21 protein-coding genes, 1 other RNA gene and 1 pseudogene are annotated in these 25,243 nt (G+C 72.0%); 4 read left to right on the top strand and 19 right to left on the bottom strand.

What is annotated here, in order from left to right:
* Window positions 1-74: 74 nt before the first annotated feature.
* The 6 genes from ACWEN3_RS13090 to ACWEN3_RS13065 all read right to left on the bottom strand — a co-directional run bounded on the left by ACWEN3_RS13090 (window position 75) and on the right by ACWEN3_RS13065 (window position 7,172).
* Window positions 75-356, bottom strand: coding sequence for an HU family DNA-binding protein (locus tag ACWEN3_RS13090; RefSeq protein ID WP_023550134.1), 282 nt, complete (start codon window positions 354-356; stop codon window positions 75-77).
* A gap of 292 nt (window positions 357-648) precedes the next feature.
* Window positions 649-2,064 (bottom strand): malic enzyme-like NAD(P)-binding protein, encoded by a 1,416-nt coding sequence (locus tag ACWEN3_RS13085; RefSeq protein WP_452969374.1) that lies wholly within the window; start codon window positions 2,062-2,064, stop codon window positions 649-651.
* 376 nt (window positions 2,065-2,440) lie between these two features.
* Window positions 2,441-4,804: a HelD family protein gene (locus tag ACWEN3_RS13080; RefSeq protein WP_452969372.1), complete on the bottom strand. Its 2,364-nt coding sequence runs from the start codon at window positions 4,802-4,804 to the stop codon at window positions 2,441-2,443.
* 69 nt (window positions 4,805-4,873) lie between these two features.
* Window positions 4,874-5,620 carry an anti-sigma factor family protein gene (locus ACWEN3_RS13075; protein ID WP_452969369.1) on the bottom strand — a complete coding sequence of 249 codons (747 nt, stop codon included), beginning with the start codon at window positions 5,618-5,620 and terminating at the stop codon, window positions 4,874-4,876.
* 86 nt (window positions 5,621-5,706) lie between these two features.
* Window positions 5,707-6,291, bottom strand: a complete 585-nt coding sequence (locus ACWEN3_RS13070; RefSeq protein WP_030167252.1) for a sigma-70 family RNA polymerase sigma factor — start codon at window positions 6,289-6,291, stop codon at window positions 5,707-5,709.
* 287 nt (window positions 6,292-6,578) lie between these two features.
* Window positions 6,579-7,172, bottom strand: a complete 594-nt coding sequence (locus ACWEN3_RS13065) for a CGNR zinc finger domain-containing protein (RefSeq protein ID WP_452969365.1) — start codon at window positions 7,170-7,172, stop codon at window positions 6,579-6,581.
* A 491-nt stretch (window positions 7,173-7,663) separates the two neighbouring features.
* Between ACWEN3_RS13065 and ACWEN3_RS13060 the strand changes: the two genes are divergently transcribed.
* Window positions 7,664-7,894 carry an anthrone oxygenase family protein gene (locus ACWEN3_RS13060; protein ID WP_452969362.1) on the top strand — a complete coding sequence of 77 codons (231 nt, stop codon included), beginning with the start codon at window positions 7,664-7,666 and terminating at the stop codon, window positions 7,892-7,894.
* A gap of 104 nt (window positions 7,895-7,998) precedes the next feature.
* On the opposite strand, the gene ACWEN3_RS13055 is transcribed toward ACWEN3_RS13060, so the two are convergent.
* The 3 genes from ACWEN3_RS13055 to ACWEN3_RS13045 all read right to left on the bottom strand — a co-directional run bounded on the left by ACWEN3_RS13055 (window position 7,999) and on the right by ACWEN3_RS13045 (window position 11,873).
* Window positions 7,999-9,159 (bottom strand): uroporphyrinogen-III synthase, encoded by a 1,161-nt coding sequence (locus ACWEN3_RS13055; RefSeq protein ID WP_452969360.1) that lies wholly within the window; start codon window positions 9,157-9,159, stop codon window positions 7,999-8,001.
* A gap of 86 nt (window positions 9,160-9,245) precedes the next feature.
* A complete protein-coding gene (locus ACWEN3_RS13050; RefSeq protein ID WP_452969358.1) occupies window positions 9,246-10,625 on the bottom strand; it encodes a nitrate/nitrite transporter in 1,380 nt (459 codons plus the stop codon).
* A 159-nt stretch (window positions 10,626-10,784) separates the two neighbouring features.
* Window positions 10,785-11,873 carry an acyltransferase family protein gene (locus tag ACWEN3_RS13045; RefSeq protein ID WP_452969355.1) on the bottom strand — a complete coding sequence of 363 codons (1,089 nt, stop codon included), beginning with the start codon at window positions 11,871-11,873 and terminating at the stop codon, window positions 10,785-10,787.
* A gap of 92 nt (window positions 11,874-11,965) precedes the next feature.
* Here ACWEN3_RS13045 and ACWEN3_RS13040 point away from each other — a divergent pair, with 92 nt between their 5' ends.
* On the top strand, window positions 11,966-12,412 hold the full coding sequence (locus tag ACWEN3_RS13040) for a hypothetical protein (protein WP_452969353.1): 447 nt from the start codon (window positions 11,966-11,968) through the stop codon (window positions 12,410-12,412).
* Window positions 12,413-13,484: 1,072 nt separating this feature from the next.
* Here the strand turns inward: ACWEN3_RS13040 and ACWEN3_RS13035 are convergent.
* The gene (locus tag ACWEN3_RS13035) at window positions 13,485-14,462 is read right to left on the bottom strand and encodes a LysR family transcriptional regulator (protein ID WP_452969350.1); all 978 of its coding nucleotides are present in this window, start codon (window positions 14,460-14,462) and stop codon (window positions 13,485-13,487) included.
* A gap of 84 nt (window positions 14,463-14,546) precedes the next feature.
* On the opposite strand from ACWEN3_RS13035, the gene ACWEN3_RS13030 reads away from it, so the two are divergent.
* Window positions 14,547-15,845, top strand: a complete 1,299-nt coding sequence (locus ACWEN3_RS13030) for an MFS transporter (RefSeq protein ID WP_452969348.1) — start codon at window positions 14,547-14,549, stop codon at window positions 15,843-15,845.
* A gap of 100 nt (window positions 15,846-15,945) precedes the next feature.
* Here the strand turns inward: ACWEN3_RS13030 and ssrA are convergent.
* The 5 genes from ssrA to ftsE form a co-directional block, all read right to left on the bottom strand.
* Window positions 15,946-16,331: a transfer-messenger RNA gene (ssrA, locus tag ACWEN3_RS13025) on the bottom strand.
* A 148-nt stretch (window positions 16,332-16,479) separates the two neighbouring features.
* Window positions 16,480-16,959, bottom strand: coding sequence for an SsrA-binding protein SmpB (gene smpB, locus ACWEN3_RS13020; protein WP_452969346.1), 480 nt, complete (start codon window positions 16,957-16,959; stop codon window positions 16,480-16,482).
* A 55-nt stretch (window positions 16,960-17,014) separates the two neighbouring features.
* On the bottom strand, window positions 17,015-18,187 hold the full coding sequence (locus tag ACWEN3_RS13015; RefSeq protein WP_452969344.1) for a S41 family peptidase: 1,173 nt from the start codon (window positions 18,185-18,187) through the stop codon (window positions 17,015-17,017).
* A 68-nt stretch (window positions 18,188-18,255) separates the two neighbouring features.
* On the bottom strand, window positions 18,256-19,173 hold the full coding sequence (ftsX, locus tag ACWEN3_RS13010; protein WP_452969342.1) for a permease-like cell division protein FtsX: 918 nt from the start codon (window positions 19,171-19,173) through the stop codon (window positions 18,256-18,258).
* A 43-nt stretch (window positions 19,174-19,216) separates the two neighbouring features.
* Complete coding sequence (gene ftsE / locus ACWEN3_RS13005) at window positions 19,217-19,906, bottom strand: cell division ATP-binding protein FtsE (RefSeq protein ID WP_037651391.1); 690 nt, start codon at window positions 19,904-19,906, stop codon at window positions 19,217-19,219.
* Window positions 19,907-20,143: 237 nt separating this feature from the next.
* On the opposite strand from ftsE, the gene ACWEN3_RS13000 reads away from it, so the two are divergent.
* Window positions 20,144-20,335, top strand: a complete 192-nt coding sequence (locus tag ACWEN3_RS13000; protein WP_452969340.1) for a hypothetical protein — start codon at window positions 20,144-20,146, stop codon at window positions 20,333-20,335.
* A gap of 92 nt (window positions 20,336-20,427) precedes the next feature.
* On the opposite strand, the gene ACWEN3_RS12995 is transcribed toward ACWEN3_RS13000, so the two are convergent.
* From ACWEN3_RS12995 to ACWEN3_RS12980, 4 genes and pseudogenes are all read right to left on the bottom strand, one after another.
* Entirely contained in the window at window positions 20,428-21,354 is a 927-nt protein-coding gene (locus tag ACWEN3_RS12995; protein WP_452969338.1) for a hypothetical protein, read from the bottom strand.
* A gap of 297 nt (window positions 21,355-21,651) precedes the next feature.
* Window positions 21,652-22,758, bottom strand: coding sequence for a peptide chain release factor 2 (gene prfB, locus ACWEN3_RS12990; protein WP_452969335.1), 1,107 nt, complete (start codon window positions 22,756-22,758; stop codon window positions 21,652-21,654).
* A gap of 718 nt (window positions 22,759-23,476) precedes the next feature.
* Window positions 23,477-24,715 (bottom strand): serine/threonine-protein kinase, encoded by a 1,239-nt coding sequence (locus ACWEN3_RS12985; RefSeq protein WP_452969332.1) that lies wholly within the window; start codon window positions 24,713-24,715, stop codon window positions 23,477-23,479.
* Between the two features lie 125 nt (window positions 24,716-24,840).
* Window positions 24,841-25,243 (bottom strand): annotated as a pseudogene (locus ACWEN3_RS12980) (serine/threonine protein kinase); the annotation flags it as partial.

The following is a 25,243-nucleotide window of genomic DNA, read 5'->3' as shown; positions in this document are numbered from 1 at the left end:
GGTTTCCGGGTGCCGCCCCATCGTCGTTACTCACAGCGTCCCCACACCGTCCCGTCGGCGTGGAGACGGCAGGGTCACTTGCCCTTGGCCGCTTCCTTGAGCTTGGAGCCCGCGGTGACCTTCACGCTGTAGCCGGCGGGGATGTTGATCGGCTCGCCGGTCTGCGGGTTGCGCGCGGTGCGAGCGGCACGGTGGGTGCGCTCGAAGGTCAGGAAGCCGGGGATGGTGACCTTCTCGTCGCCCTTGGCGACGATCTCGCCGACGGTCTCGGCGAACGCGGCCAGCACGGCGTCGGCGTCCTTGCGGGTCACCTCGGCGCGATCGGCCAGCGCGGCCACCAGCTCACTGCGGTTCATGTTGTTACTCCCGTGTCTTTCTTACCGTTGGGGTGTGCCACGCGGCGGAGCCGCCCGAGGCACTGCGATGCCGATGCGCTCGCGCCCAGGGACGCATCCTGCCCCTACCTGCGGCGGGAAAGCCAATCCGGCACCCGTAGGAGTCGTGAGAACACCCTGGGGAGTCACACGAAAGGCGCCTGCTCGGCCGTCACCCTAGAGCGCACCCGGCACCAGGTGGTTCCACGACGCGCCGGTGCAGGGGGCTGCCGTGGGGATCCTCACAGCCCCTGCACAGTACGGCACGGCGTGCCTAGACCGTCGCTCCGGCGGCCTTCGCGGCCTCCCGGACCGCGCCGGCGACGGCGCCCGCGACCTTGTCGTTGAAGACGCTCGGAATGATGTAGTTCGGGTTCAGCTCGTCCTCGCTGACCACGTCGGCGAGGGCCTGCGCGGCGGCGAGCATCATCTCCGTGTTGACGGTACGGGACTGCGCGTCCAGCAGACCGCGGAACACGCCCGGGAAGACCAGCACGTTGTTGATCTGGTTCGGGAAGTCGGAACGGCCGGTGGCGACAACGGCCGCCGTCTGACGGGCGATTGCCGGGTCGACCTCGGGGTCCGGGTTCGCGAGCGCGAACACGATCGCGCCGTCCGCCATGGCGGCCACGTCGTCGCCGTCCAGGACGTTCGGGGCGGAGACGCCGATGAAGACGTCGGCGTCGCGCACGGCCTCCTTCAGGCTGCCGGTCAGCCCCTCGGGGTTGGTGTTGTCGGCGATCCAGCGCAGCGGCGAGTCCGCGGGGGCGCCCACCAGGTCCCCGCGGCCGGAGTGGACGACACCCTGGATGTCGGCGACGACGGCGTTCTTCACGCCGGCCGCGAGCAGCAGCTTGAGGATGGCGGTGCCGGCCGCGCCCGCGCCGGACATCACGACCCGGATGTTCTCGATCGCCTTGCCCGTGACGCGCAGGGCGTTGGTCAGGGCGGCGAGGACGACGATCGCGGTGCCGTGCTGGTCGTCGTGGAAGACGGGGATGTCGAGGGCCTCGCGCAGCCGGGCCTCGATCTCGAAGCAGCGGGGCGCGGAGATGTCCTCCAGGTTGATGCCGGCGAAGCCGGGGGCGATCGCCTTGACGATCTCCACGATCGCGTCGCTGTCCTGGGTGTCCAGGCAGATCGGCCAGGCGTCGATGCCGGCGAAACGCTTGAAGAGGGCCGCCTTGCCCTCCATGACGGGCAGCGCGGCCTTGGGGCCGATGTTGCCGAGGCCGAGCACGGCGGAACCGTCCGTCACGACCGCAACGGAGTTGCGCTTGATGGTCAGGCGGCGGGCGTCCTCGGGGTTCTGGGCGATCGCCATGCAGACGCGCGCCACACCCGGCGTGTAGACCATGGACAGGTCGTCACGGTTGCGGATGGGGTGCTTGGACTGCATCTCGATCTTGCCGCCGAGGTGCATGAGGAACGTACGGTCGGAGACCTTGCCGAGCGTGACGCCCTCGATGCCGCGCAGCTTCTCCACGATCTCGTCGGCGTGCGCCGTCGAGGAGGCCGCGATGGTCACGTCGATGCGGAGCTTCTCGTGCCCGGACGCGGTGACGTCGAGGCCGGTCACCGAGCCTCCGGAGGACTCCACGGCGGTGGTGAGCTGCGAGACGGCGGTTCCGCTCGCGGGCACCTCCAGCCGGATGGTCATCGAGTAGGAGACGCTGGGCGCCGTTGCCATGGCCGACTTCCTCTGCTTTCACCGTGTCGCGAGATGTGCCGTCCGATCGTCGCACCTACCGCTCAGTACGTGGTAGTCGCCCTGGGTTACGGACGTTTTGTTCACAGGCGGCTGCCCGGTGGGTGCGTGGTTTCGGAAAACCACTTCCACCATACGAGAATCGATCAGGCAAAGAAAGAGACCCACGTCACATCGGACGTGGGTCTCCACAAGCTCAGTGACACCGACCCGCCATGCTCGCCTCGCGGCAAGTGGTCCCTCTGAGGGACGAAGGTTGGGCCCGGGGGCTTGGATCGGGCCGGTGCCACACCCAGGCTAACAAACGGATGCCGGGGACCATTCCCCTCGCGCGGAGTTCACGGGAAACAACCTCCGTTCAGTCCCTGAGCAGGTCCGGCACACCGGCCGCGTCCGGCTCGTCCCGGTCGCCGGAGACCACCGTCAGCTGCTGGGTGGCCCGGGTCAGCGCCACGTACAGCACCCGCAGACCGGCCGGGGACTCGTCGGCGATCTCCGCCGGCGAGACGACGATCGTCGCGTCGTACTCCAGGCCCTTGGCCTCCAGGCTGCCGAGGGCCACCACCCGGTCGCCGAGCCCGGCCAGCCAGCGCCGGGCCTCCTCGCGCCGGTTCATCGCGACGACCACGCCGACGGTGCCGTCCACCAGCCCGAGCAGCCGCTCGGCCTCGGCGCGCACGGTGGCCTCCAGGGAGCCCGCCACGACGACGAAGCCCGGCTGGACCCCGGTGGACCGCACGGCCGACGGCGCCTCGGAGCCGGGCATGGCGAGGGCGAGGACCTTTGCGGCCAGCTCGGCGATCTCGGCCGGGTTGCGGTAGTTCACGGTGAGCTGGAAGCGGCGCCGGGGACGGGTGCCGAGGGCCTCGTCGCGGGCCTCGGCCGCCTCGTCCGGGTCGGACCAGGAGGACTGGGCCGGGTCGCCGACGACCGTCCAGGTGGCGTGCCGGCCGCGGCGGCCGACCATGCGCCACTGCATGGGGGTGAGGTCCTGCGCCTCGTCCACGATGACGTGCGTGTACTCGGTGCGCTCCTGCGCGAGGCGCTCGGCCCGCTCCCGCTGGGACTCCTCGCGCACCGGCATCAGCTCCTCCAGGCCGGTGAGCTGGTCCAGCGGGTCCAGCTCACGCTTCCTCCTGGGGCGGGCCGGGACGCCGAGGATCGCCTGGAGCTCGTCGAGCATGGCGATGTCGTGCACCGAGTGGCCGTCCCGCTTCAGGGAGCGGGCCACCTTGCGGACCTCGCCGGGGTTGAGGACGCGGCGGCCCCAGCGGCCGAGGCGTCTCTCGTCGGCCATGGCGGCGAGCACCGCTCTCGGGGTCAGCTCGGGCCACCAGGCGTCGAGGAATCCGATGAAGGCGTCCTCGCCGGTGACGTCCTCGTCGAAGGAGCCGCGCAGCTCGGCGGCCAGCTCCGGGTCGGTGTGCCGGGCGGCCGAGCCGGACTTCGCCCACAGCGCGTCCAGCAGCAGCTTGCGGGCGCGCGGACGCAGCAGGTTGACGGGCGCGGTGCCGCCGAGGGCGGTGCGACGGATACGTTCCAGCTCACCGGCCTCCAGCTCGATCCTGCGCCCGAAGGCGACGACCCGGAGCCGGGACGGGGGCCCGTCGAAGGCGGCGGGCTCGTCGTCCTCGTCCAGGGCGAGCTGTGCGGCCGGAGCCGTCGGTCCCAGTTCCAGCGCGCCCCGCGCGGCCTTCCGCAGCACCTTCAGCATCCGGTACGAGCCCTTGGCGCGGGCCACGGACGGGCTGTCGTACAGGGTCGCCTCCGCGCCGTCGACCAGCGAGCCGATGGCCCGGATCGCGACCTGGCCCTCCTCGCCGAGCGAGGGCAGCACGCCCTCGGTGTAGGCGACCAGCAGCGGGGTCGGCGAGACGATGAGGATGCCGCCGGCGTACCGCCGCCGGTCCTGGTACAGCAGATAGGCGGCGCGGTGCAGGGCGACGGCCGTCTTGCCGGTGCCCGGGCCGCCCTCCACATAGGTGATGGAGGCGGCGGGGGCCCGGATGACCAGGTCCTGCTCGGCCTGGATGGACGAGACGATGTCCCGCATGGTGTGACTGCGGGCCTGGCCGAGGGCGGCCATCAGGGCGCCGTCGCCGATGACGGGCAGCTCACCGCCGTCGAGGCGGGCCGTCAGCTCGGGCCTCATCAGGTCGTCCTCGACCCCGAGCACCCGGCGCCCCTTGGAGCGGATGACACGCCGTCGAACCACCCGTCCGGGCTCCACGGGCGTGGCCCGGTAGAAGGGTGCGGCGGCGGGCGCCCGCCAGTCGATGACCAGCGGCGCGTAGTCCTGGTCGAGGACTCCGATGCGCCCGATGTGCAGGGTCTCGGCGATGTCGGCGGTGTTGTCCGGGCGCACGGCGCCCTCCGCCGGCTCCACCGCCGTGTAGGCGCCGTCGGGCCCCTTCTTCCCGTCCTTGCCCGGCAGCAGGTCGATCCGCCCGAACAGGAAGTCCTCGAACTCGTTGTTGAGCCGGTTCAGATGGACGCCGGCCCGGAAGACCTGCGCGTCCCGCTCGGCGAGCGCGCCGGGGGTGCCGACCTGGCCGCGCTTGGCCGCGTCGTGCATCAGGAACTCGGCCTCGTGGATCTTCTCCTCGAGCCGCCGGTACACCCGGTCCAGGTGTTCCTGCTCGACGCTGATCTCTCGGTCACGGACGGAGTCGTGTGCGTCGTGTACCGAGCCGACCGCGGACTGCTGAACCTGAGCGGCCACCGGGCCCCCTTCTGACGTGCTGGGCAGCCGTCAACCGTACGCGAAGGGGACCCGGGGAGGCTACGCCGCCTAGGCGTTCACCTGCACGAGCTTCTTGCCCTCGAACGTGACGATCTCGAAGTGGTCGATCTCGTTGGGCTTGAAGGCCGCGGCCCCGCCGATGTACAGCGGTTTCCTCGACTCCTCGACCTTGGCGTCCGGGATGCCGTAGCCCCAGTTCGGGACGGACCACGAGGACATGGTCACCCGCTGCCCGTTCTTCGCGACGAGCACCAGGGAGCACTTGAGCGGCCCCTTGGCGTTCTTCAGCTCCAGGACGGCCTGGGTGCCCCAGTCCTTCTGCTGCATCCCGACGGTCGCGCTGACGTGGGAGGACGGGTCCGTGGCCGACTTCTTGTCCGCCATGGACTCGAAGGCGGTCTGCGCCGAGGACGCGGTGACCTGGCTCCCGCCGCCACCCGACCCGCTGTTCACCGCGATCGCGGCCAGCGGACCGGCGATGATCAGGGCGGCCGCCGCCGCGATCATGTAGAAGCTGCGCCTGCGCTTCTGGGCGCGGTGCTCGGCGAGGTCGTCGACCAGCCGCTCCACCAGGCGCGGGCTGGGCCTGGCGGACAGCGACTCGCCGATCGCGGGGGTGCTGCCTGAGCCCGGCAGGTCCGCGAGCGCGGCCAGCATCGGCTCCATCCCGGCCAGCTCGTCGAGCTGCTGGGCGCACCACTCGCAGCCTGCGAGGTGCGCCTCGAAAGCGGTTGCTTCGGCGTCGTCGAGAACCCCGAGGGCATAGGCGCCGACGGTCTCGTGCTCGCTCGGCACCGAAGATCCCTGACTGGGGCTCATGGGACCAGACATACCCGGACCACCCGGGCCGAATCCTTGCATCCCCCCGTACCCGTTGCTCATCACGCCGTCACCCCCCGCTCCTCCAGTGCCAGCTTCATCGACCGCAGGGCGTAGAACACCCGGGAACGGACCGTGCCGCTCGGTATACCCAGCGTTTCGGCCGCCTCATTGACGGTACGCCCCTTGAAGTACGTCTCGACGAGCACCTCCCGGTGGGCCGGGGTCAGGTCGTCGAGCGCGTCAGACAGCGTCATCAGCCACAGCGCCTTGTCGATCTCGTCCTCCGCGGGGATGACCTCCAGCGGCGACGGATCGACCTCCTGCGGCCGGGCCTGCCGGCTGCGGTGGCCGTCGATGACGATGCGGCGCGCGACCGTCACCAGCCAGGGGCGTACCGATCCGGTCGCACGATTGAGCTGACCGGCGTTCTTCCAGGCACGGATGAGCGTTTCCTGTACGACGTCCTCGGCGCGCTGCCGATCACCGGCGACCAGCCGCAGGACATACGCGAGCAAAGGTCCGGCGTGCTCCCGGTACAGGGCACGCATCAACTCCTCGTCAGGTTCCGAGGGCTGTGAGGACATGCGATGTCGGGCCCTCGATCCACGTTCATTGGCCACGGCCGCATCCTTGCGCACGCCCACCTCCGGTGTCCGGGGGTTCCCCCAGTCGGTCGCTCGCCCACCCGTACGGACAAGAGCACCGGGGCGTTCAAAGTGGGGTGACGGTTTTCTCGGGGATGACGTGACGACCGGGACATGCAGGCACATTCCCACCGCGCGATCTTCACCTTTCCGACACGGCGGCGGAGACGGTGGAGCTGCCCGCGCGGAATCGGCGCCAAACCCGGTGTAGCGCATATCACTTCGGCCGCACCGGGGCGCGATACGGACACTCGGCGACAGAGGACGCGTACCGGACTCGGGCCCGCTCAGGCCCGCGCGAGGGCCGCGCGCCGCCGGTGCCGGGCCACCCGCTCCCGGTTGCCGCACACCTCGCTGGAGCACCAGCGCCGGCGCCGCCCGCGGGAGGTGTCCAGGTACACCAGCGTGCAGTTGTCCCCCTCGCACTCCCGCACGGCGGCCCGCGCCACGGGATCGGTGAGCAGTTCCACGACGTCCCGCGCGACGACGGCGAGCAGCGCGGCGGCACCGGGCGGCGCGGCCAGCTCCCTGATGAGAGCGCCGTCCGCGCCGCGAACGGCGCGCGGGGCGGGCGGCGCGACACGGGCGAGGTCGTTGACCCGGGCCAGGGAGCGGTCGTACGACGGTGTCACCACGGCGTGCATGAGCCGCACCAACTCGCCGACGTGACCGCGCACTTCCCGGAAACCGGCCAGCCAGGAGGCGTCGGCGTGCTCCAGCGCCGTACCGGCCGGGACCAGTCCGGCGCCGCCGATCCATCCGCGCAACGCCCCGACGGAGTCGAGCCGTTCGACGGGATGCAGGGTGGCGAGGAGATCCAGACAGATCCGTCCGGCGTCGAACCGCAGCTCGTACGGGGGCGTGGCCGTACCCAGTGCCATGTGCCTGTCACCGCCTAGGCAGGAACCGTGCGGGGTGGTCTCGGGGGGAACCGTTCCGTCGCTCTCCCTTCACAGTGCCCGCCCGGAGGGGTCCCCGGAACCCCTCGTACCAGGACGTGTTCCGGGGTTCGTCCCGCGGCCCGTCTCCGGCGGGCTGGACGCACGCGTATGCGGGCGCGCGTCTCGGCGATGTCCGGGGCGGGGCCGGTCCGCTTGGCTCGAGACATGCGGAAAACGACCAACTCCCGTAGCGGGAGCCTCGTCCTGGGCACGGCCACGATCGCCATGGGCCTGAGCGCCGGGGTCTTCTACATCTTCGCCTGCGCGGTGATGCCGACGCTGGGCCGCAGCGACGACCGCACGTACGTCGAGGTCATGCGCAACATCAACACGGTGATCCAGAACCCGGTGTTCTTCCTGAGCTTCATGGGGGCGCTGGTGCTGACGGGCTGTCGGCGTGGCAGCTGCGGGGCACGGCGACCGGCCGCTGGGTGTGGGCGGCGCTCGCGGTGTACGCCCTCGTCCTCCTGGTCACGATGGGCTTCAACATCCCGCTCAACAACGCCCTGGCCTCGAAGGGCGCCCCGGCGTCCCTGCGGGAGCACTTCGAGGGACCGTGGGTGGCGTGGAACGTGGTGCGGGCGGTGGGCTCGACGGTGGCGCTGGGCCTGCTGACCCGCGCGCTGGTGGTGTACGGGCGGTTCGGCGGCTCGGCGGGCTGAGGCCGGCGCGGGCACGAAGCCGGCCGTCCGCCGGGGCGTTGCGGGTGGCCAGTGCTGTGACCGGAAAGGTTTGCGCGAGCCGGTGAGCCCTTCCGGTCGCAGCGCTAGGCGTCCGCGTACTTCGCGTCCGCCGCCGGGTCCAGCGCCAGCCGGTACCCGCGCTTCACCACCGTCTGGATCAGCTTCGGCGCGCCGAGGGCCGTACGGAGACGGGCCATCGCCGTCTCCACCGCGTGCTCGTCGCGCCCGCTGCCCGGCAGCGCCCGCAGCAGATCGGCCCGGGCCACCACCCAGCCCGGCCGCCGGGACAGGGCCCGCAGCAGGGACATGCCCGCCGGGGGCACCGGCTTCAGCGCGCCGTCCACCAGGACCGCGTGGCCCCGGATCTCCACCCGGTGCCCGGCGAGGGGCAGCGCCCGCGAGCGGCCCGGGAGTTCCTGGCACAGCAACTGGACCAGCGGACCCAGCCGGAAGCGTTCCGGCTGGACCGTGTCCACCCCGCGCGCCTGCAGCGGGAGCGCCGTGACGGGGCCCACGCAGGCCGGCAGCACGTCGTGGGCGAGGGCGGAGAGCAGCTCGTCCAGCAGACCCCGGTCCTCCGCCCGGGACAGCAGGGACGCCGCCGCGGGCGCGCTGGTGAAGGTCAGCGCGTCGACGGTGCGGGAGACCACCGCGTCCAGGAGGCGGTCCAGCGGGGTGACGTCCTCCGGGGGCATCCAGCGGTACACCGGGACCGGCACGACCTCCGCTCCCGCGGCGCGCAGGGACTCGACGAATCCCGGCAGGGGCTCGCCGTGCAGCTGTACGGCGACACGGCGGCCGGCGACGCCCTCCTCCAGGAGGCGGTCGAGCACCTCCGCCATGGACTCCGAGGCGGGCGACCACTCCTCGGTGAGGCCGGCCGCCCGTATCGCGCCCTTGACCTTCGGGCCGCGGGCCAGGAGCTCGGCCCCTGCCAGCCGGCCGAGCAGCTCCTCCCCCAGGCCCCAGCCGTCCGCGGCCTCCACCCAGCCGCGGAAGCCGATGGCGGTGGTGGCCACGACCACGTCCGGGACCTGGTCGATGATCTCCTTGGTGGCGGCGAGGAGTTCGCCGTCGTCGGCGAGCGGCACGATACGCAGGGCCGGGGCGTGCAGGACGGCGGCGCCGCGCCGCTGGAGCAGGGCGCCCAGCTCGTCGGCCCGGCGCGCGGCGGTGACACCCACGGTGAATCCCGCGAGGGGCCCGTGGTCCGGCCGTCCGGGTTGCTGCTCTTCGTCGTACATGGGCTCTCCTAGCTGACCGGCACGCCGTTCGAGCCTGTCAACGGTGCGTGACAGGCTCGGTTCGGCACGATGTCACCGGTGTTACGTCACACCTCGGCATAGCTGACCTGGGCGTTCTCCTCCGAAGCCGACGCCGCCTCGGAGGTCTCGGCCCGGCCGGCCGGGCGGCGCAGGTACACGGCCCAGGTGACAGCGAAGCAGACGCCGTAGAAGGCGAGGAAGGCGACGAACGCGCCGGTCCCGGAGCCGTAGGAGAGGAAGGACTGGCGGAAGGCGAGGTTGATGCCGACGCCGCCGAGCGCGCCGACCGCGCCGATCAGGCCCATGGAGGCGCCGGACAGCCGCCGGCCGTGGGCCACCGCCTCCTCCCCGGTCAGCCCGTTCGCGAGGGCCTTGGCCTGGAAGATGCCCGGGATCATCTTGTACGTCGAGCCGTTGCCGAGCCCGCTGAGCACGAACAGGACGACGAAGACGGACACGAACAGCGGCAGCGACCTCCGCATGCCGGCGACGATCAGCACGGCGGTGGCGGCGGCCATGCCGACGTAGTTCCACAGGGTGATGCGGGCGCCGCCGAAGCGGTCGGCGAGCCGGCCGCCGAGCGGGCGGACGAGGGAGCCGAGCAGCGGGCCGACGAAGGTGAGGTACGCGGCCTGGAGCGGGGTGCGGCCGAACTCGTTCGTCAGCACCTGGCCGAAGGCGAAGCTGTAGCCGATGAAGGAGCCGAAGGTGCCGACGTAGAGGAAGGCCATGATCCAGGTGTGGGCGTCCCTGGCGGCGTCCTTGGCCGCGCCGGTGTCGTTCCGCACCGTCGCCAGGTTGTCCATGAAGAGGGCGGCCAGGACCGCGGCCACGACGATCAGCGGGATGTAGATGCCCAGCAGGACGCGCGGGCCGCCGCTCGCGCCGATGACGGCGAGGGCGACGAGCTGGATGACGGGCACGCCGATGTTGCCGCCGCCCGCGTTGAGGCCGAGCGCCCAGCCCTTCCTGCGCAGCGGGAAGAAGGCGTTGATGTTGGTCATGGACGAGGCGAAGTTGCCGCCGCCGATGCCGGCCAGGAGGCCGACGAGGAGGAAGGTGGTGAAGGAGGTCCCCGGCTTCATCACCGCGAAGGCGGCGACCGTCGGCACGAGCAGCAGGCTCGCCGAGAGGATCGTCCAGTTCCGGCCGCCGAAGACGGCCACGGCGAAGGTGTAGGGCACCCGGACGACGGCTCCGACCAGCGTGACCATCGAGGTCAGCAGGAACTTGTCGGCGGGCGTGAGGCCGTACTCGGGGCCCATGAAGAGGACGAGCACGGACCACAGCGCCCAGACCGAGAACCCGACGTGCTCGGAGAACACGGAGAACCAGAGGTTGCGGTTGGCGATCCGCCGCCCGCTCGCCTCCCAGAATCCATCGTCCTCCGGGTCCCAGTGCTCGATCCAGTGGCCACTGCGACGGGTAGGGGCTGGGGCTGTCATCGCGCCTCCACGGTGCTCCGGCTGCTCGGTCCGTCAGGGACCGGTCCAGCCCGAAGGTAGGGAGGACGCGTTTCCGGTCTGTGGCTGTGGGTGACCGCCGGGGAACGTTGCTCTCACTCGGGGCGGGGGCGGCCGGTGAGGGCCGCCCCCCGTACGCCGTCACACCGCCGCGCGCCGGCTCCTCGTCCGTTCGGCGCCGTTCGGCCACAGCCTCGGGGCGCGTTTCGCCGCGATGTCCTCGATCCAGCCGAAGGCGAGGATGGCCAGGCCGATCAGCGGCCAGACCAGCACGAACATCCACAGCATGTAGCTGGAGTCGAGCGCGGCGACCGCGCTGTCGCCCTGCATGAAGGGCAGGTTGTACGCCTGGTCGATGATCGGGACCGTGGCCATGATCAGCATGTTGTGCCACAGGTAGATCGTGACCGCCCGGTTGTTGGACAGCGTGACCAGCCTGTCCCAGCGGCGCAGGCGGCCGGGGAGCTCCTGCCAGGACGGGGAGTACTGGAGCAGGATCACGACGAACCCGAAGGACCAGGTCGCCTGGGCGAGCGGGATGTCGTTGAGGTCCCAGCCGTCGGGGCCCAGGTGTCCGGAGGCCCACCACAGGCCGAAGGCCATCACCATGGCCGAGCAGGAGACGGCGGCATAGCGGGGGATCCTCGCCAGCAGGCCCTCGTGGTGGGCGAAGCCGAGGATCCAGCAGCCGCCGTACACCGCGAAGTCCGTCACCGCGTTGCCCGTCTCGCCGGGGATGGTGACGAGGCCGGTGCCGACGACCGCCGTCAGCGCGAGCGGCGCGAACACCGTCGGCCACGGGAAGCGGCGGAACGCCCACAGCAGCAGCGGGGAGGCGACCACGAACCACAGGTAGGCGCGCAGGTACCAGAGCGGGCCGGCCGCCTGCACCGCCCAGGTGTCCTCCAGCAGGCCGGACGGGGAGCCGACGTGCCAGGGGTACGGGGGCGCGCCGACCGGTACGACGTAGTCGAGCAGCTTGACCAGGCCCCAGGCGCCGCCGATGTCCGGGTCCTTCAGCGGGTGCCAGCCGCCCGCGAACATCAGGGCCAGCGCGACGGCGCCGAACCCCCAGAACGGCGGCAGGAGCCTGCGGACCCGGCTCCTGATCACGCTCGCGGCCGGGCGTTTCAGGGAGCGCGCCATCAGCGAGCCGGCCAGCGCGAACATCACGCCCATCGAGGGGAACAGGACGCTCAGCCAGGCCCAGCCGAACAGGTGGTACACCACCACGCGGACCAGGGCGATCGAGCGGAGCAGGTCGAGGTAGCGGTCGCGGCCCGGCCTCCCGGCCGGCGGCCAGCGGGTGGTGCCCGCCGCCGATGCCGATGCCGCCGCCCTTGCCCCGGCTCGCGGACGCGGAGGGGGAGGGGGAGGGGGAGCCGCCGGCCGGGCCGCTCGGCGTGGTCCCGGTGCTCGCGGGGGTGGAGGGGGTGGCGGCCGGGGCCGAACTGCCGCCGCCCGGGCCCTTCGTCGTCGCGGTGGCCGTCGGCCGCGGGTCGGCGGAGGTGACCGGTCGGATCGCGTCGACGGCGGAGCCGGTGCGGGGCGCCCGGACGGTGGTGCCCGGCGCCGGTGTGGTGCCGTCGCTCGGGACCGGGGCCGTACCGGGCGTGACGCCGGCGGACTGTGACGGGCGGGCCGAACGGGTGGGCAGCGGCGAGGTGCGGACCTGGCTGGCGGGCTTGTCCTCGCCCTGCGCGGGCGCCGGCAGCCAGGGCGCGTCCGGGCTGCCGGACACCAGGGTGGCGACGATGACGACGGCGTAGACCGTGCAGGCGAGCGCGACGGCCATGCCGAGCCGGTGGAAGCGGCGGCTGCGGCGGCCCGACTCGTCCACGAACACGGGCCTGTCGGCCTCCGCGGCCCGGGAGGCCCCGGCGGCCGGGCTCATCCGGACATCGCCGAGCTGCACGGCGTCCAACTGGACGGTCACCTCGTGCGGATCGTGCGTGGGACTGTCGCCGGCCCCCGTGTCCGACGGCGGTGGTACGGCAGTCCGCTGGATGTCGGCGGCGGGCGGCAGTACGGCGGTCGGCTCGGCGTCGGCGGCGGGCGGCAGTACGGCGGTCGGCTCGGCGTCGGCGGCGGGCGCCAGTACGGCGGGCGGCTCGACGTCGGCGGCGGGCGCCAGTACGGCGGTCCGCTGGGCGTCGGCGGCCGACGGCGACACAGCGGCCGGAGACGACACAGCGGCACGCTCAGCATCGGCGGCGGGCGGCAGCACAGCAGTCCGCACAGCGGCTCGCTCGCCATCAGCCGCCGACGGCGGCACCGTAATCCGCTCGGCCTCGCCGGTCGGCGTCCGCGAGCCCGCTGGTTCGGCAACGCGGGGCTGCTGGGTCTGGTCCTGTGCCGTCGAGAACCACGAGCCCGCCGGCTCGGCCCGCGCCGTGCCGGCCGGGGCCGGGTCGCCGCTGCTGGGGGGCTCGGCCTCCGATGGTCGCGGCTCGGCGAGGGGCCGAGAGGCCGCGGCGTCTGGGAAGGATCGGTTCTGCGGAAGAGTCCCGGTCTCCGGGGACGTCGGGCGCTCCGGCACGGGCCGGGCATCCGGAAGGGGACCGGTCTCCTAGGGCGTTCCGGTCTCCGGCAAGGCCGGGGTGTCACCCCCTGCCACCGTCAGGTCCCGGACCGCGGATGCGTTTGCGGGCCATTCCGGTTGGGCGTCTTCTCGCCACTCTTTCACGTGCGCACATCCCCCCACGGGACAGATCCGGGTGCGCTTACGACCCGAGCACCCGTCGACCGGACCAGGCCCCCACCCGGCCCGAGCGCCCCCTTTACCACACCGTGCTCGGGCCACGAATGTAGCGCACGTGGAGGATCCACGGTTGCCACGTGTCACTTATGACCGTTCATCACCCAATCGTCACTGGCCGGAATCCATCCGCCGGCGGGCCGCCGAAGCCACCCCTCGGCCCGGGACAGCTCGCTCGCCGCCCGGCGCAGCGCGTCCAGCCCGGGATGGACCAGCCCCTTCCGCCAGACCAGGGAGACGGGTGAGAGCGGGACGGGATCGACCAGGGGCCGCCGTACCGTGCGGGGCATGGGCGGAAAGTCCACCACCGCGAGGACCGGATTCCCGGTCTTGGTCATGATCCGCTCGAACTCCTCGCCCCCGACGGCCAGCGGGAGGGGGGACGCCGGCCGGATGCCGTGCTCCTCGAAGAGGCGCCGGGCCAGGTCGGTCCACTCCAGGGTGCGCGGGTTCCCGGCACCGGCGTACACCGTCTCCCCGGCCAGCGCGGACAGGGGCACCTGCGGACGGGCGGCCAGGGGATGGTCCTCGGGCAGGACGACGGCCATCGGCTCACAGCGCACGGGCTGGTGTTCCAGGCCCGAGCGCAGCGCCGGGTCCAGGCCCGCGTAGCGGCCGAAGGAGGCGTCCAGCCGCCCGGCCAGCAGCTCGGCGGCGGCTCCGGTGAGGCCGCTCTCGTAGCGGGCCATCAGCTCGCACTCCGGGGCGAGTTCGCGGGCCCGGTGCAGCACCCGGCGGCCGGTGGCCAGGCCCGGCGAGTTGAGGTCGACCAGCAGCGGGCGGGCCTGCCCGACGGCGAACGCGGCGAGCAGGTCGTCCTGGACGGCGAGGACCCGGCGGGCGTGCGGGAGCAGGCGTTCGCCGTCGGCGGTCAGCGCCACCTGCCGGGTGGTCCGCACGAACAGCTCGGCGCCCAGTTCCCGCTCCAGTCGCCGTACGTCCCGGCTGAGCGCCTGCTGGGCGACGTAGAGACGGGCCGCGGCGCGGGTGAAGTGCAGTTCCTCGGCCACGGCGACGAAGGCGCGCAGCAGGCGGGGGTCCAGGTGCGTGGGGGCGGGCATGCGCGCGAACTTACAACGCGGGCGCGTGAATCGGCACGGAGAAGGTGTTGGACCCCGTGATCGACTGCGGGCCACGGTGTTCCCATGCCGCAGCAGACCGCCGAAGACGTACACATACCCGACCCAGCAGCACGGACCACCGGATACCGACGGATCTTCTCCCTCCCCGGCGCCCGCGCCTTCACCGCCGGCAACTTCCTCGCCCGCCTGCCGATGGGCATGTTCAGCGTCAGCGCCGTCGTGATGATCGCCGGCTCCCGGGGGTCGTACGCCCTCGCCGGCGCCGTCACCGCGACCGGGCTCGCCGCCACCGCGGTGGCCGGCCCCTGGATCGCCCGGCTCGTCGACCGGCACGGGCAGGCCCGGGTCGCCGTGCCGGCCACGCTCGTCTCCGCGCTGGGCAGCCTCGCGCTGCTGCTGTGCGTTCGCTACGGCGCCCCCGCCTGGGCCCTGTTCGCCGCCTACGCCGGCACCGCGGCCACGCCCAACGTCGGCGGCCTCTCCCGGGCCCGCTGGGCCCATCTGCTGCGCGACGACCCGGACGCCCTGCACACCGCCAACTCCTTCGAACAGGCAGCCGACGAGCTGTGCTTCATGCTCGGCCCGGTGCTCGCGTCGTTTCTGACCGGCACGTTCTTCCCGGAGGCCGGGACCCTCACCGGTGCGGTGCTGCTGCTCACCGGCATGCTGCTGTTCACCGCGCAGCGGGCCACCGAGCCGCCGCCGCAGGCGCGTTCGAAGGCGCCGTCGCCGCTGCGCAGCCCGGGCATCCCGCCGCTGCTGGCCTGCTTCACCGCCACGGGCGCGGTGTTCGGCTCGATGGAGGTCGTCACCATCGCGTACGCGGACGCCCAGGGACATCGCGCCGCGGCCGGCGCGGTCCTCGCCCTCCAGGCGGCGGGCTCGTGCGCGGCGGGCCTGGTGTACGGCGCCCTGGGCCCGAAGGGTGCGTCCGATCCCGCGACCGGGTCCGCGGAGCCCGTCGGCCGGCGCCTCACCTGGTGTCTGGCCGGGATGGCCGGGCTGATGACGCTGCCGTGGGTGGCCGCCGCCGTCGGGGGTTCGCTCCCGGCGCTGGCGGGGGCGCTGCTGGTGGCCGGTATGGCGACCGCGCCGACCATGGTGACGGCGATGACCCTGGTGCAGCGGCGCACCCCGGCCGACCGCCTCAACGAGGGCATGAGCCTGGTGGTGACCGGGCTGCTCACCGGCATCGCCTGCGGCTCGGCGACGGGCGGCTGGGCGGCCGAGCACCTCTCCCCCGCCTCCGCCTTCGCGGTGCCGGCCGCGGCGGCCGCCCTGGCACTGCTCGTCAACTCCGCGGCCTCGGCCCACGGGGCGGCCCGCCACCTCGCCCGCGCCCGCTCCGGCCGCTCCCGCTGAGGCATGAGGCAATGAGGCAATGAGGCATGACGAAGGCCCCGCCGCTCGACGCGGCGGGGCCTTCGGCCACATGGGTTGAAGAGGCTCGGGAGCCTCCCGATCGTGGAGATGGCGGGAATCGAACCCGCGTCCAACGGTGCGGAACCAGGGCTTCTCCGTGTGCAGTTCGCTGTGATTTTCTCGGCCCCGGCGATCACGCGAACAAGTCGCCGACGGGCCCAGTCACTGTTTGGTTTCCCTCTTCACCCCGTGACCGGGATCAAGGTTTAGTCCCCTAGCTGATGCCAGGATCCGGGTCGGGAACAGCCCCGGGCTGACACTCCCGTGAGAGTTCGCTAGCTGCTAATTAGGCAGCGAGGGCGAACTGGGAGGAATCGCGCTTGGTGTTGGCGATTATTTTTTTCGGCCTGTGGTTTACGAGATCATGGCCGCTTCCTCGACACGCTTCCCCTGCTTCGACAACCGCTGTCGAAACCGATCATCCCCATGTTGATTTCTCAATGTGCACACCGGCCTCGCGGCCCGGTGCTGGTGCCATCGTACGGGAACAACGCCCGCCGATGCCACCGTATTCCCGCCGGTCACCCGGCCGTCGTACCCCGTTCGACGCGGGCCGGGCCGGGACGCCCCCGGCTCAGCCCCGCTGCTTGCGGCGCACGGCCGACATCGCGCGGTCCGCCTCCCGCCGGTCCTGCTTCTCGCGCAGGGTCTGGCGCTTGTCGTACTCCTTCTTGCCCCTGGCCAGCGCGATCTCGATCTTGGCCCGGCCGTCCTTGAAGTACAGCGCGAGGGGCACGATCGTGTGCCCCGTCTCCTGGGACTTGGACTCCAGCTTGTCGATCTCCTCGCGGTGCAGCAGCAGCTTCCGCTTGCGGCGGGCACTGTGGTTGGTCCAGGTGCCCTGGCTGTACTCGGGGACGTGCACGTTGTGCAGCCACGCCTCGTGACCGTCCAGCTGCACGAAGCCGTCGACCAGCGAGGCCCGCCCCTGGCGCAGTGACTTCACCTCGGTGCCCATGAGGACCAGACCGGCCTCGTAGGTGTCGAGGATGTGGTAGTCGTGCCGCGCCTTCTTGTTCTGCGCGATCAGCTTGCGCCCTTTTTCCTTAGCCATAGTGCCGCCATTTTCGCACCACGGAGGGGGTGCGGGGGAAGCGGATTACCCAGGGCTAAGAAGGATCACCCAGTCCGGTCAGGACGGTCTCGGCGCGCCGCAGGGCCCCCGAGCCCGCCTCCAGGTCCGGGGTGATGCCCCGGCCGTCGACCGCGTGCCCCAGCGGGGTGCGGTAGTGGCCCACGGTGAGCTCGGCCACCGAGCCGTCGGGCAGCTCGGTCGGCATCTGGACGGAGCCCTTGCCGAAGGTGCGGGAGCCGATCACGACCGCCCGGCCCCGGTCCTGGAGGGCGCCGGTGAGCATCTCGGCCGCGCTCATGGTGCCGCCGTCGACGAGGGCGACCAGGGGGCGGGCGGTGTCGCCGCCGGGCTCGGCGCGCAGGGCGCGCTGGGCGCCGTCGACGTCGTAGGTGGCGACCAGGCCGCCGTCGAGGAACGTGGAGGCGGTGTCCACCGCCTCGGTGACCAGGCCGCCGGAGTTGCCGCTCAGGTCGAGGATGATCCCGCCGCCGCCCGGGGCCTCGCGCACGGCCTCCCGGACGGCTTCGCCGGAGCCCTTGGTGAACGCGGCGACCTTGATGACGGTGACCCCGCCCGGCAGCCGGCGCACGGTCACGGAGTCGGTGGACAGCCGGGCCCGGTGCAGCGTCTCGCTCCACGCGCGCGTGCCGCGCTGGAGGCCCAGGGTGACCGCCGTGCCGGCGGCCGCGTCGTCGGCGTCGCCGCGCAGTAAGGAGACCACCTCGGTGACCGGCCGGCCGTCGACCTTGCTGCCGTCGACGCTGCGCAGCCGGTCGCCGGTGCGGATCCCGGCCGTGGCCGCCGGTGAGCCGGGCTGGACCCTGGTCACCTCGATCCGGCCGTTCTGCTCGCGCCGTGCCCACAGGCCGACGCCGGTGTAGCGGCCGTCCAGGGCCTGCTGGAACTCCTGGTACTCGCCCTCGGAGTAGACGGCGCCCCACCGGTCCCCGCTGCGGCTGACGGCCCGCTCGGCGGCCTCCATCGGGGACTTGCCGTCGGCCATCGCCTCGGCGGCGGCCTCCTGCACGCCCTCGTGCCGGGTCAGCGTGCGCGCCGCACCGGACGCGGTCCTGCGCGCGGGCTGGGAGAGGTCCGGGAAGGAGCCGGTGGCGGCCCCGGCGACCAGCACGCCGGCGAAGACCAGGGTCAGTGCGGCCCCGCCGCGGCGGGGGCGGCGGGGCGGACAGAACAGGTCTCGGCCTGACATGGCCGTGAGTCTAGGACAACGCGCGGAAACGCAGGGCCGGATGACCCGACGTCTCCCCTTGGCATGCGTCACACCTTCAGGTACTTGCGCAGCGCGAAGAACGCCGCCAGGGCAGGCATCAGCACGCTCGTGGCGAGGATCAGCGGCAGCTTGGTCAACACCGCGTCCCAGCCGACGAAGTTGATGAGCGTGAGCTTGTGGGACAGGTCCATGCCGTGGTCGATGGTGAAGTACCGGCCGACGATCAGGAACACACAGGCGAGGGAGCCGCCGATGAGACCGGCGACGGCCGCCTCGGCGATGAACGGCGCCTGGATGTAGAAGCCCGAGGCACCGACCAGGCGCATGATCCCGGTCTCACGCCTGCGGCTGAACGCGGAGACACGCACGGTGTTGACGATCAGCAGCAGCGCCACGAACAGCATCAGCGCCATCACGCCGAGCGCGCCGCGGTTCATCAGGTTGAGCAGCTGGAAGAGGTTGTCCAGGATGCCCTTCTGGTCCTGCACCGACTGCACGCCGTCGCGTCCGTTGAACGCGGTGGCGATCACCTGGTACTTCTGCGGGTCCTTGAGCTTGATCCGGTACGACTCCTGCATCTGGTCCGGCGTGAGGGAGCTGGCCAGCGGGGAGTTGCCGAACTGCTCCTTGTAGTGCTTGTACGCCTCGTCCTGCGACTCGTAGGTCGTCTTCTCGACGACCGGCATCTTCTGCAGGTCCGAGAGGATCTGCTTCTTCTGGTCGTCGGTGACCGCGCCCTTGGCGCAGTTGACGTCCGACTCGGCGTCGTGCTTGTTGCACAGGAAGATCGAGACGTTGACCTTGTCGTACCAGTAGCCCTTCATGGTGCTCACCTGGTCGCTCATCAGCAGCGAGCCACCGAAGAGCGCCAGGGACAGGGCGACGGAGACGATGACGGCGAAGGTCATCGTCAGGTTGCGGCGGAGACCGACACCGATCTCCGACAGGACGAACTGGGGACGCATGGCGGCGGGTTGTGCCTTTCCGTGGACGGACTCGGGCGGCGGGTCAGTGCTGGTAGCCGTAGACGCCGCGCGTCTGGTCGCGGACGAGGCGGCCCTTCTCCAGCTCGATGACGCGCTTGCGCATCTGGTCCACGATGTTCTGGTCGTGCGTCGCCATGATGACGGTGGTGCCCGTCCGGTTGATCCGGTCGAGCAGCTTCATGATGCCGACGGAGGTCTGCGGGTCGAGGTTGCCGGTGGGCTCGTCCGCGATGAGCAGCTTGGGCCGGTTGACGAAGGCGCGCGCGATGGCCACGCGCTGCTGCTCACCACCGGACAGCTCGCCGGGCATCCGGTCCTCCTTGCCGCCGAGGCCGACGAGGTCGAGCACCTGGGGCACGGACTTGCGGATCTCGCCACGGGACTTGCCGATCACCTCCTGCGCGAAGGCCACGTTCTCCGCGACCGTCTTGTTGGGCAGCAGGCGGAAGTCCTGGAAGACGGTCCCCAGCTGGCGGCGCATCTGCGGCACCTTCCAGTTGGAGAGGCGCGCGAGGTCCTTGCCCAGTACGTGCACCTGTCCGTGGCTGCACCGCTCCTCACGGAGGACGAGCCGCAGGAAGGTGGACTTTCCGGAGCCGGAGGACCCCACGAGGAACACGAACTCGCCCTTCTCCACTTCCAGGGAGACATCCCTGAGTGCGGGGCGGGTCTGCTTGGGGTAGACCTTGGAGACATTGTCGAATCGGATCACGGATGCACCACGGGTCGCCGGGGGTAGATGAGCGTGACCATACGCGAACCGGGTGCGCAAGTGCAGTCGCGGGCTGAGGTTGGGCAAGACTTGTGCGTTTTTGTACCGGTCGCCGTTCCCGCCCCCTGTGCACAGGCCCCGCGCACGCCCCGGAGGAAACTGGCACAGTGGTAGGGGGAACGTTCTCGTTCCCGCGGACGTTGTACGTGTGATGGCCGGTGCAAGGAGGGCGAGCGCATGACGTACGACCGGTTGGTGTGCGCGAACTGCGCGGCGCCCGTGAGCGAGGGCCGGTGCCCGGTGTGCCGCGCCAACCGCGAGCGACTGCAGCAGGAGGGCTTTCTAGCGGGTCTGAACCCCATGGCGCTGATCGCGATGCTGGCGGTACTGATCGCCGCGGTGGCGCTGCTGGCCCACCAGACCGCGTAAGAAAAACCCGAGAAAGCCGAAGGGCCCGGAGCGCCGAGCTCCGGGCCCTTGCGCATGCGTGGCATGCGCGAGGCGTGACCGTACGGCTACGCTCAGGCGGCCGCGCCGCCCCGGCCGTTCACCAGACGCGGCAGGACGCGGAAGCCGATACCGCCGGCGATCATCGTCGCGGCGCCGACGAGCAGGAACGCGGTCTGCCCGGCACCGGTCTCGGCGAGCTGCTTGTCGTGACCCTGGGCCTTGGCGTCGGACCCGGTGTCGGTGAGGGCCGAGGAGCCCTCGTCCTGGGAGGCGTTGTTGTTGCCGCCCTGGGGGGTGTCGTTGTTGCCGCCGGTGCTGGAGCCACCACCGGTGCTGCCGGAGCCGCCGGTGCTGCCACCGCCGGTCGCGGAACCGCCGCCGGTGGTCGAGCCGCCGCCGGTGGTGGTGGAACCGCCGCCGGTGGTCGTGCCGCCGTTGCCACCGCCGGTGCCGTTGCCGCCACCGTTGCCGTTGCCGCCGCCGTTGCCGCCACCGTTGCCGTTGCCGCCGCCGGTGCCGTTGTCACCGCCGTTGCCGTTTCCGCCGCCGGTGTTGCCACCGTTGCCGTTGCCGCCGCCGGTCGTGGTGGTGCCGCCGTTGCCACCGTCGGTGTTTCCGCCGGCGGTGTTGCCACCGTCGGTGTTGCCACCGATGGTCACCGTGCCGCCGCCGGTGGTCGTTTCGCCGGTCGTGCCGCCGGTAGTCGTTTCGCCGGTCGTGCCGCCAGTGGTCGTTTCGCCGGTGGTGGTCCCGCCGGTGGTGGTCCCGCCGGTGGTGGTGCCGCCGTCGGTGCAGACGGCGACCGGGCAGCCACCGTCGCCGCCGTCGCCGTTCCCGCCGTCGTCGTTGCCGTCGGTGCTCACGCCGAGGCTGATCGGGCCCGCCTGGACGCCGAGGTCCATGGCGGACGCCGCGCCGGCTGCGGTCAGTGACGCACCGGCCGCGATCACGGCGCCGGCGGCTATCCGCGCGACCCGGATCCGCGTCTTCTTCGTCATGTGGTTGCTACCCCCAGTAGCTGTTCGTCAATGAGGCGGCGCGTGGGGCGTGCCGTGATCGACGGAGGCAGGCGGTGACGAAGTCCGCGTCAGCTCATTCCCCCGGTTCACATGCGCCCCAAGGTACGCATGCCGCGCTTCACCCTTCCGATTTTTCAAAGCAACGTCAAGGGCATTGCGGGCGCAATGTCCAGCGGGGTGTTCTTTGGGGGGAGTTGAAGCCTGTGAGTGTGACGTAAAACCCAGACAAAAGACAACTGCCGCCCATCGGGCGGCAGTTGTCATATCGACAAAGCGTTACTTCTCCTGCTGCTTGCGCCAGCGAATACCGGCCTCCAGGAAACCGTCGATCTCGCCGTTGAACACGGCCTCGGGGTTGCCCACTTCGTGCTCGGTGCGCAGGTCCTTGACCATCTGGTACGGGTGCAGCACGTAGGAACGCATCTGGTTGCCCCAGGAGTTGCCGCCGTCGCCCTTGAGGGCGTCCATCTTGGCCTGCTCCTCCTGGCGGCGCCGCTCCAGCAGCTTGGCCTGGAGGACGTTCATCGCCGTGGCCTTGTTCTGGATCTGCGAGCGCTCGTTCTGGCAGGAGACCACGATGCCCGTGGGGAGGTGCGTGATGCGGACCGCGGAGTCGGTCGTGTTGACGCCCTGGCCGCCGGGGCCGGAGGACCGGTAGACGTCGATCCGCAGCTCGGACTCGTCGATCTCGACGTGGTCGGACTGCTCGACCACGGGCAGCACCTCGACACCCGCGAAGGAGGTCTGGCGGCGGCCCTGGTTGTCGTACGGCGAGATGCGCACCAGGCGGTGGGTGCCCTGCTCCACGGAGAGGGTGCCGTAGGCGTACGGCGCCTGCACGGAGAAGGTGGTCGACTTGATGCCGGCCTCTTCGGCGAACGACGTCTCGATCAGCTCGGTCTTGTAGCCGCGCTGCTCGGCCCAGCGCAGGTACATGCGCTGGAGCTTCTCGGCGAAGTCGGCGGCGTCGACGCCACCGGCCTCGGCGCGGATGTTGACGAGCGCCTCACGGGAGTCGTACTCGCCGGACAGGAGGGTGCGGACCTCCATCTCGTCCAGCGACTTCTTCACCGCGGCCAGCTCGGACTCGGCCTCGGCACGGGTGTCCGGGTCGTCCTCCTCCTCGGCCATCTCGAAGAGGACGGCGAGATCGTCGATCCGGCCGCGCAGGGTCTCCGCCTTCCTGACCTCGGCCTGGAGGTGGGAGAGCTTGCTGGTGATCTTCTGCGCCTCGTCCGGGTTGTCCCACAGGGACGGCGCGGCCGCCTGCTCCTCGAGCACGGCGATATCTGCCCTCAGCGTGTCGAGGTCCAGGACGGCCTCGATCGACTCCATGGTCGAGGAGAGGGACTTCAGCTCTTCGGATACATCGACGACTGCCACGCATCCAGCGTAACGGCTCCGCCGGGCACCCAGGGCCGAGCGGGACGCGCTCGCCTCCCGACCGGGCGAAACGGACGGTACGACCGGAAAACGGGGCCCTCCGCTGAACGCCACCGGGAAACCGAGGACCAGGACACGAGCCCGCCGGGCAGTGCCCTGGACGGCCCGGGAGGCGGGGCGGGGGTCCGCGCGCGCGACGGACGGCCCCGGCGGAGGACCTGGGGCCGGGGCGTGGGGGGCCGCCGGGTCTACGGGCAACCCCGGCCCAGACCGGGAGCCGGCGCCGGGGCCGGCGGGCGCAACAGCCGATGCCGACGGAAGACCGGCGGCCCGGCGAGGGCCGTCGGGCGCGACGGGCAATGCCCATGGAAGACGCGGGGGCCGGGACGGGGGGCCGCCAGGTGCTACGGGCTCCCCGGCGGAGGACCAAGGGCCGGGCGAGGGTCCGCCAGGGTCGGCGGCCGATGCCGATGGAAGACCCAGGGGCCAGGGCGCGGGACCGCCAAGTGCTACGGGCAGCCCCGGCGGAAGACCGGGGGCCCGGGCGAAGGCCCGCCGGGCTCGACCGGCAACGCCGATGGAAGCCCGAGGCGCCGGGACGGGGCCGCCAGGTGCCAGGGGCGGCCGGCGCGGAGGACCGGAGCCGGCGCGGGGGCCGGCGGGCGCGTGGTGGCCGGTGCCGAGGGAGACCCGGGGCCCGGGGGCGGCCGCCCGATGGTCAGGGGGACGACGTGCTGTGGGTGTTCTGGGTGGGGTGGTCGGTGGTGTCCGAGGAGGCCCACCAGGCGCCGGCGGCCACGGCGGCGGCCAGGATCGCCCCGGCCACGGCCAGCGTGATCCGGCGCCGCCGTACCGCGGCCCGGTGCCGTGCCGAGCCCGGCCGGGGGGCGCCGGTGGCCCGGGGAGCGCGAGCGGTCCCGTGGGCGCCGCCGGCCAGCTCGTCCGGCCCGGGCACCCGCATCGACGTGTGCGTGTCCCGGTTGGAGTCCGGCTTGGCCCCGGGCACCAGCGACACCGCTCCGCGCCGTCGTACCGGCTCGTCCCCTGCCGGGCCCGCCGGGCCCGCCGGCGCCGGCTCCTCCTCCGCGACCTCCTCGGCGAGGTCCGGCTCGTCCACGTCGAGCGGCGGCATGCCCGCCAGCAGCGGCAGCTGCTCGCGCAGGCGCGCCGCCAGCTCCGAGGCGCGCAGCCGGGAGGCGGGCGCCTTGGCGAGGCACTGCACGATCAGCTGCCACAGCTCCTCGGGGATGCCGGGCAGCGGTACGACGGTCTCGGTCACATGGCGGCGCAGCACCGCGCCGGGGTGGCCGCCGCCGAAGGGGGTGAAGCCCGCCAGCAGCTCGTACAGGACCGTCGCCAGGGCGTAGATGTCCACGGCGGCCCGCGGGGGCAGGCCCTCGACGATCTCGGGGGCCAGGTAGTCCGGCGTGCCGATGATCTTCGTGGCCCGGGTCCGCCGGGGGGCGTCGATCAGCTTGGCGACGCCGAAGTCGGTGAGCAGCGCCGGATGGGCCCCGCCGGGGCCGAGCGGGCCCTGCATGTCCAGCAGGACGTTCTCGGGCTTCACGTCCCGGTGCACGACCCCCGCCGCGTGGGCCGCCGCCAGCGCGTCGGCGACGTCGGCGACGATCGCCACGGCCGCCTCGGGGGCGAGCCGCCGCTCGCGGTCCAGGCGGGTGCGCAGATCGGTGCCGCGCACCAGGTCCATGACCAGGGCCAGATCGTTGCCGTCGACCACGAGGTCGCGCACGGAGACGATGTGCGGGTGCTCCAGCCCGAGCAGCGCGGTCCGCTCCTGCACGAAGCGCCCGACGAGCTCCTGGTCGGAGGCGAGGTCCTCACGCAGCAGCTTGATGGCGACGGGGCCCTCGGGCCCCTCGCCCAGCCACACCGTGCCGGCGCTGCCCCGCCCCAGGATCTGGTTCGCGGTGTACCGGCTGCCGATCTTCCGTGCCAAGACTGCTCCTACAGACGCGTGTTGTCGCTAAAACTACGCGTCCGACGAGCCAACCTTCACCGCGGAGACGGAAATCACCCGCCAGATGTCGACAAATCTGCAAAACTGCGGTCCGTCGCGACCGGTCAGTGGCCGCCGCTCGACGAGCCGCCCAGGTCCTTGACCCAGCGGCTCACCTGGCCCGCCCAGTGGGACACCTCGTGCCAGTAGCTCCGGCCCTGGCCGACCCAGGTGTGCAGCGGGGTCAGCTCCCAGACCAGCCAGCTCGCCACGACCAGGATGACGATCGTGAACAGGCAGCCCTTGAGGCAGCCGAGTCCGGGGATCTTCATCGGGTTGGCGCTGCGCTGACGCGGCGGCCGGGGCTCACGCGCGGGCCGCTGCGGCTCCGGCGCGTACCGCTGCGGCTGCTGCGGCGGGGGGTACTGCTGGGTAGACGGGCGCCGCGCCACACCGGCGGACGCCCGCTCTCGATCGCGCCCATGTAGTCGCTGACAGTGCACTCGTTGTAGTACTGCGTGTGGCCGA

The sequence above is a fragment of the Streptomyces sp. NPDC004561 genome (assembly GCF_053602155.1).
This window is presented reverse-complemented; position numbering and strand designations above follow the sequence as displayed.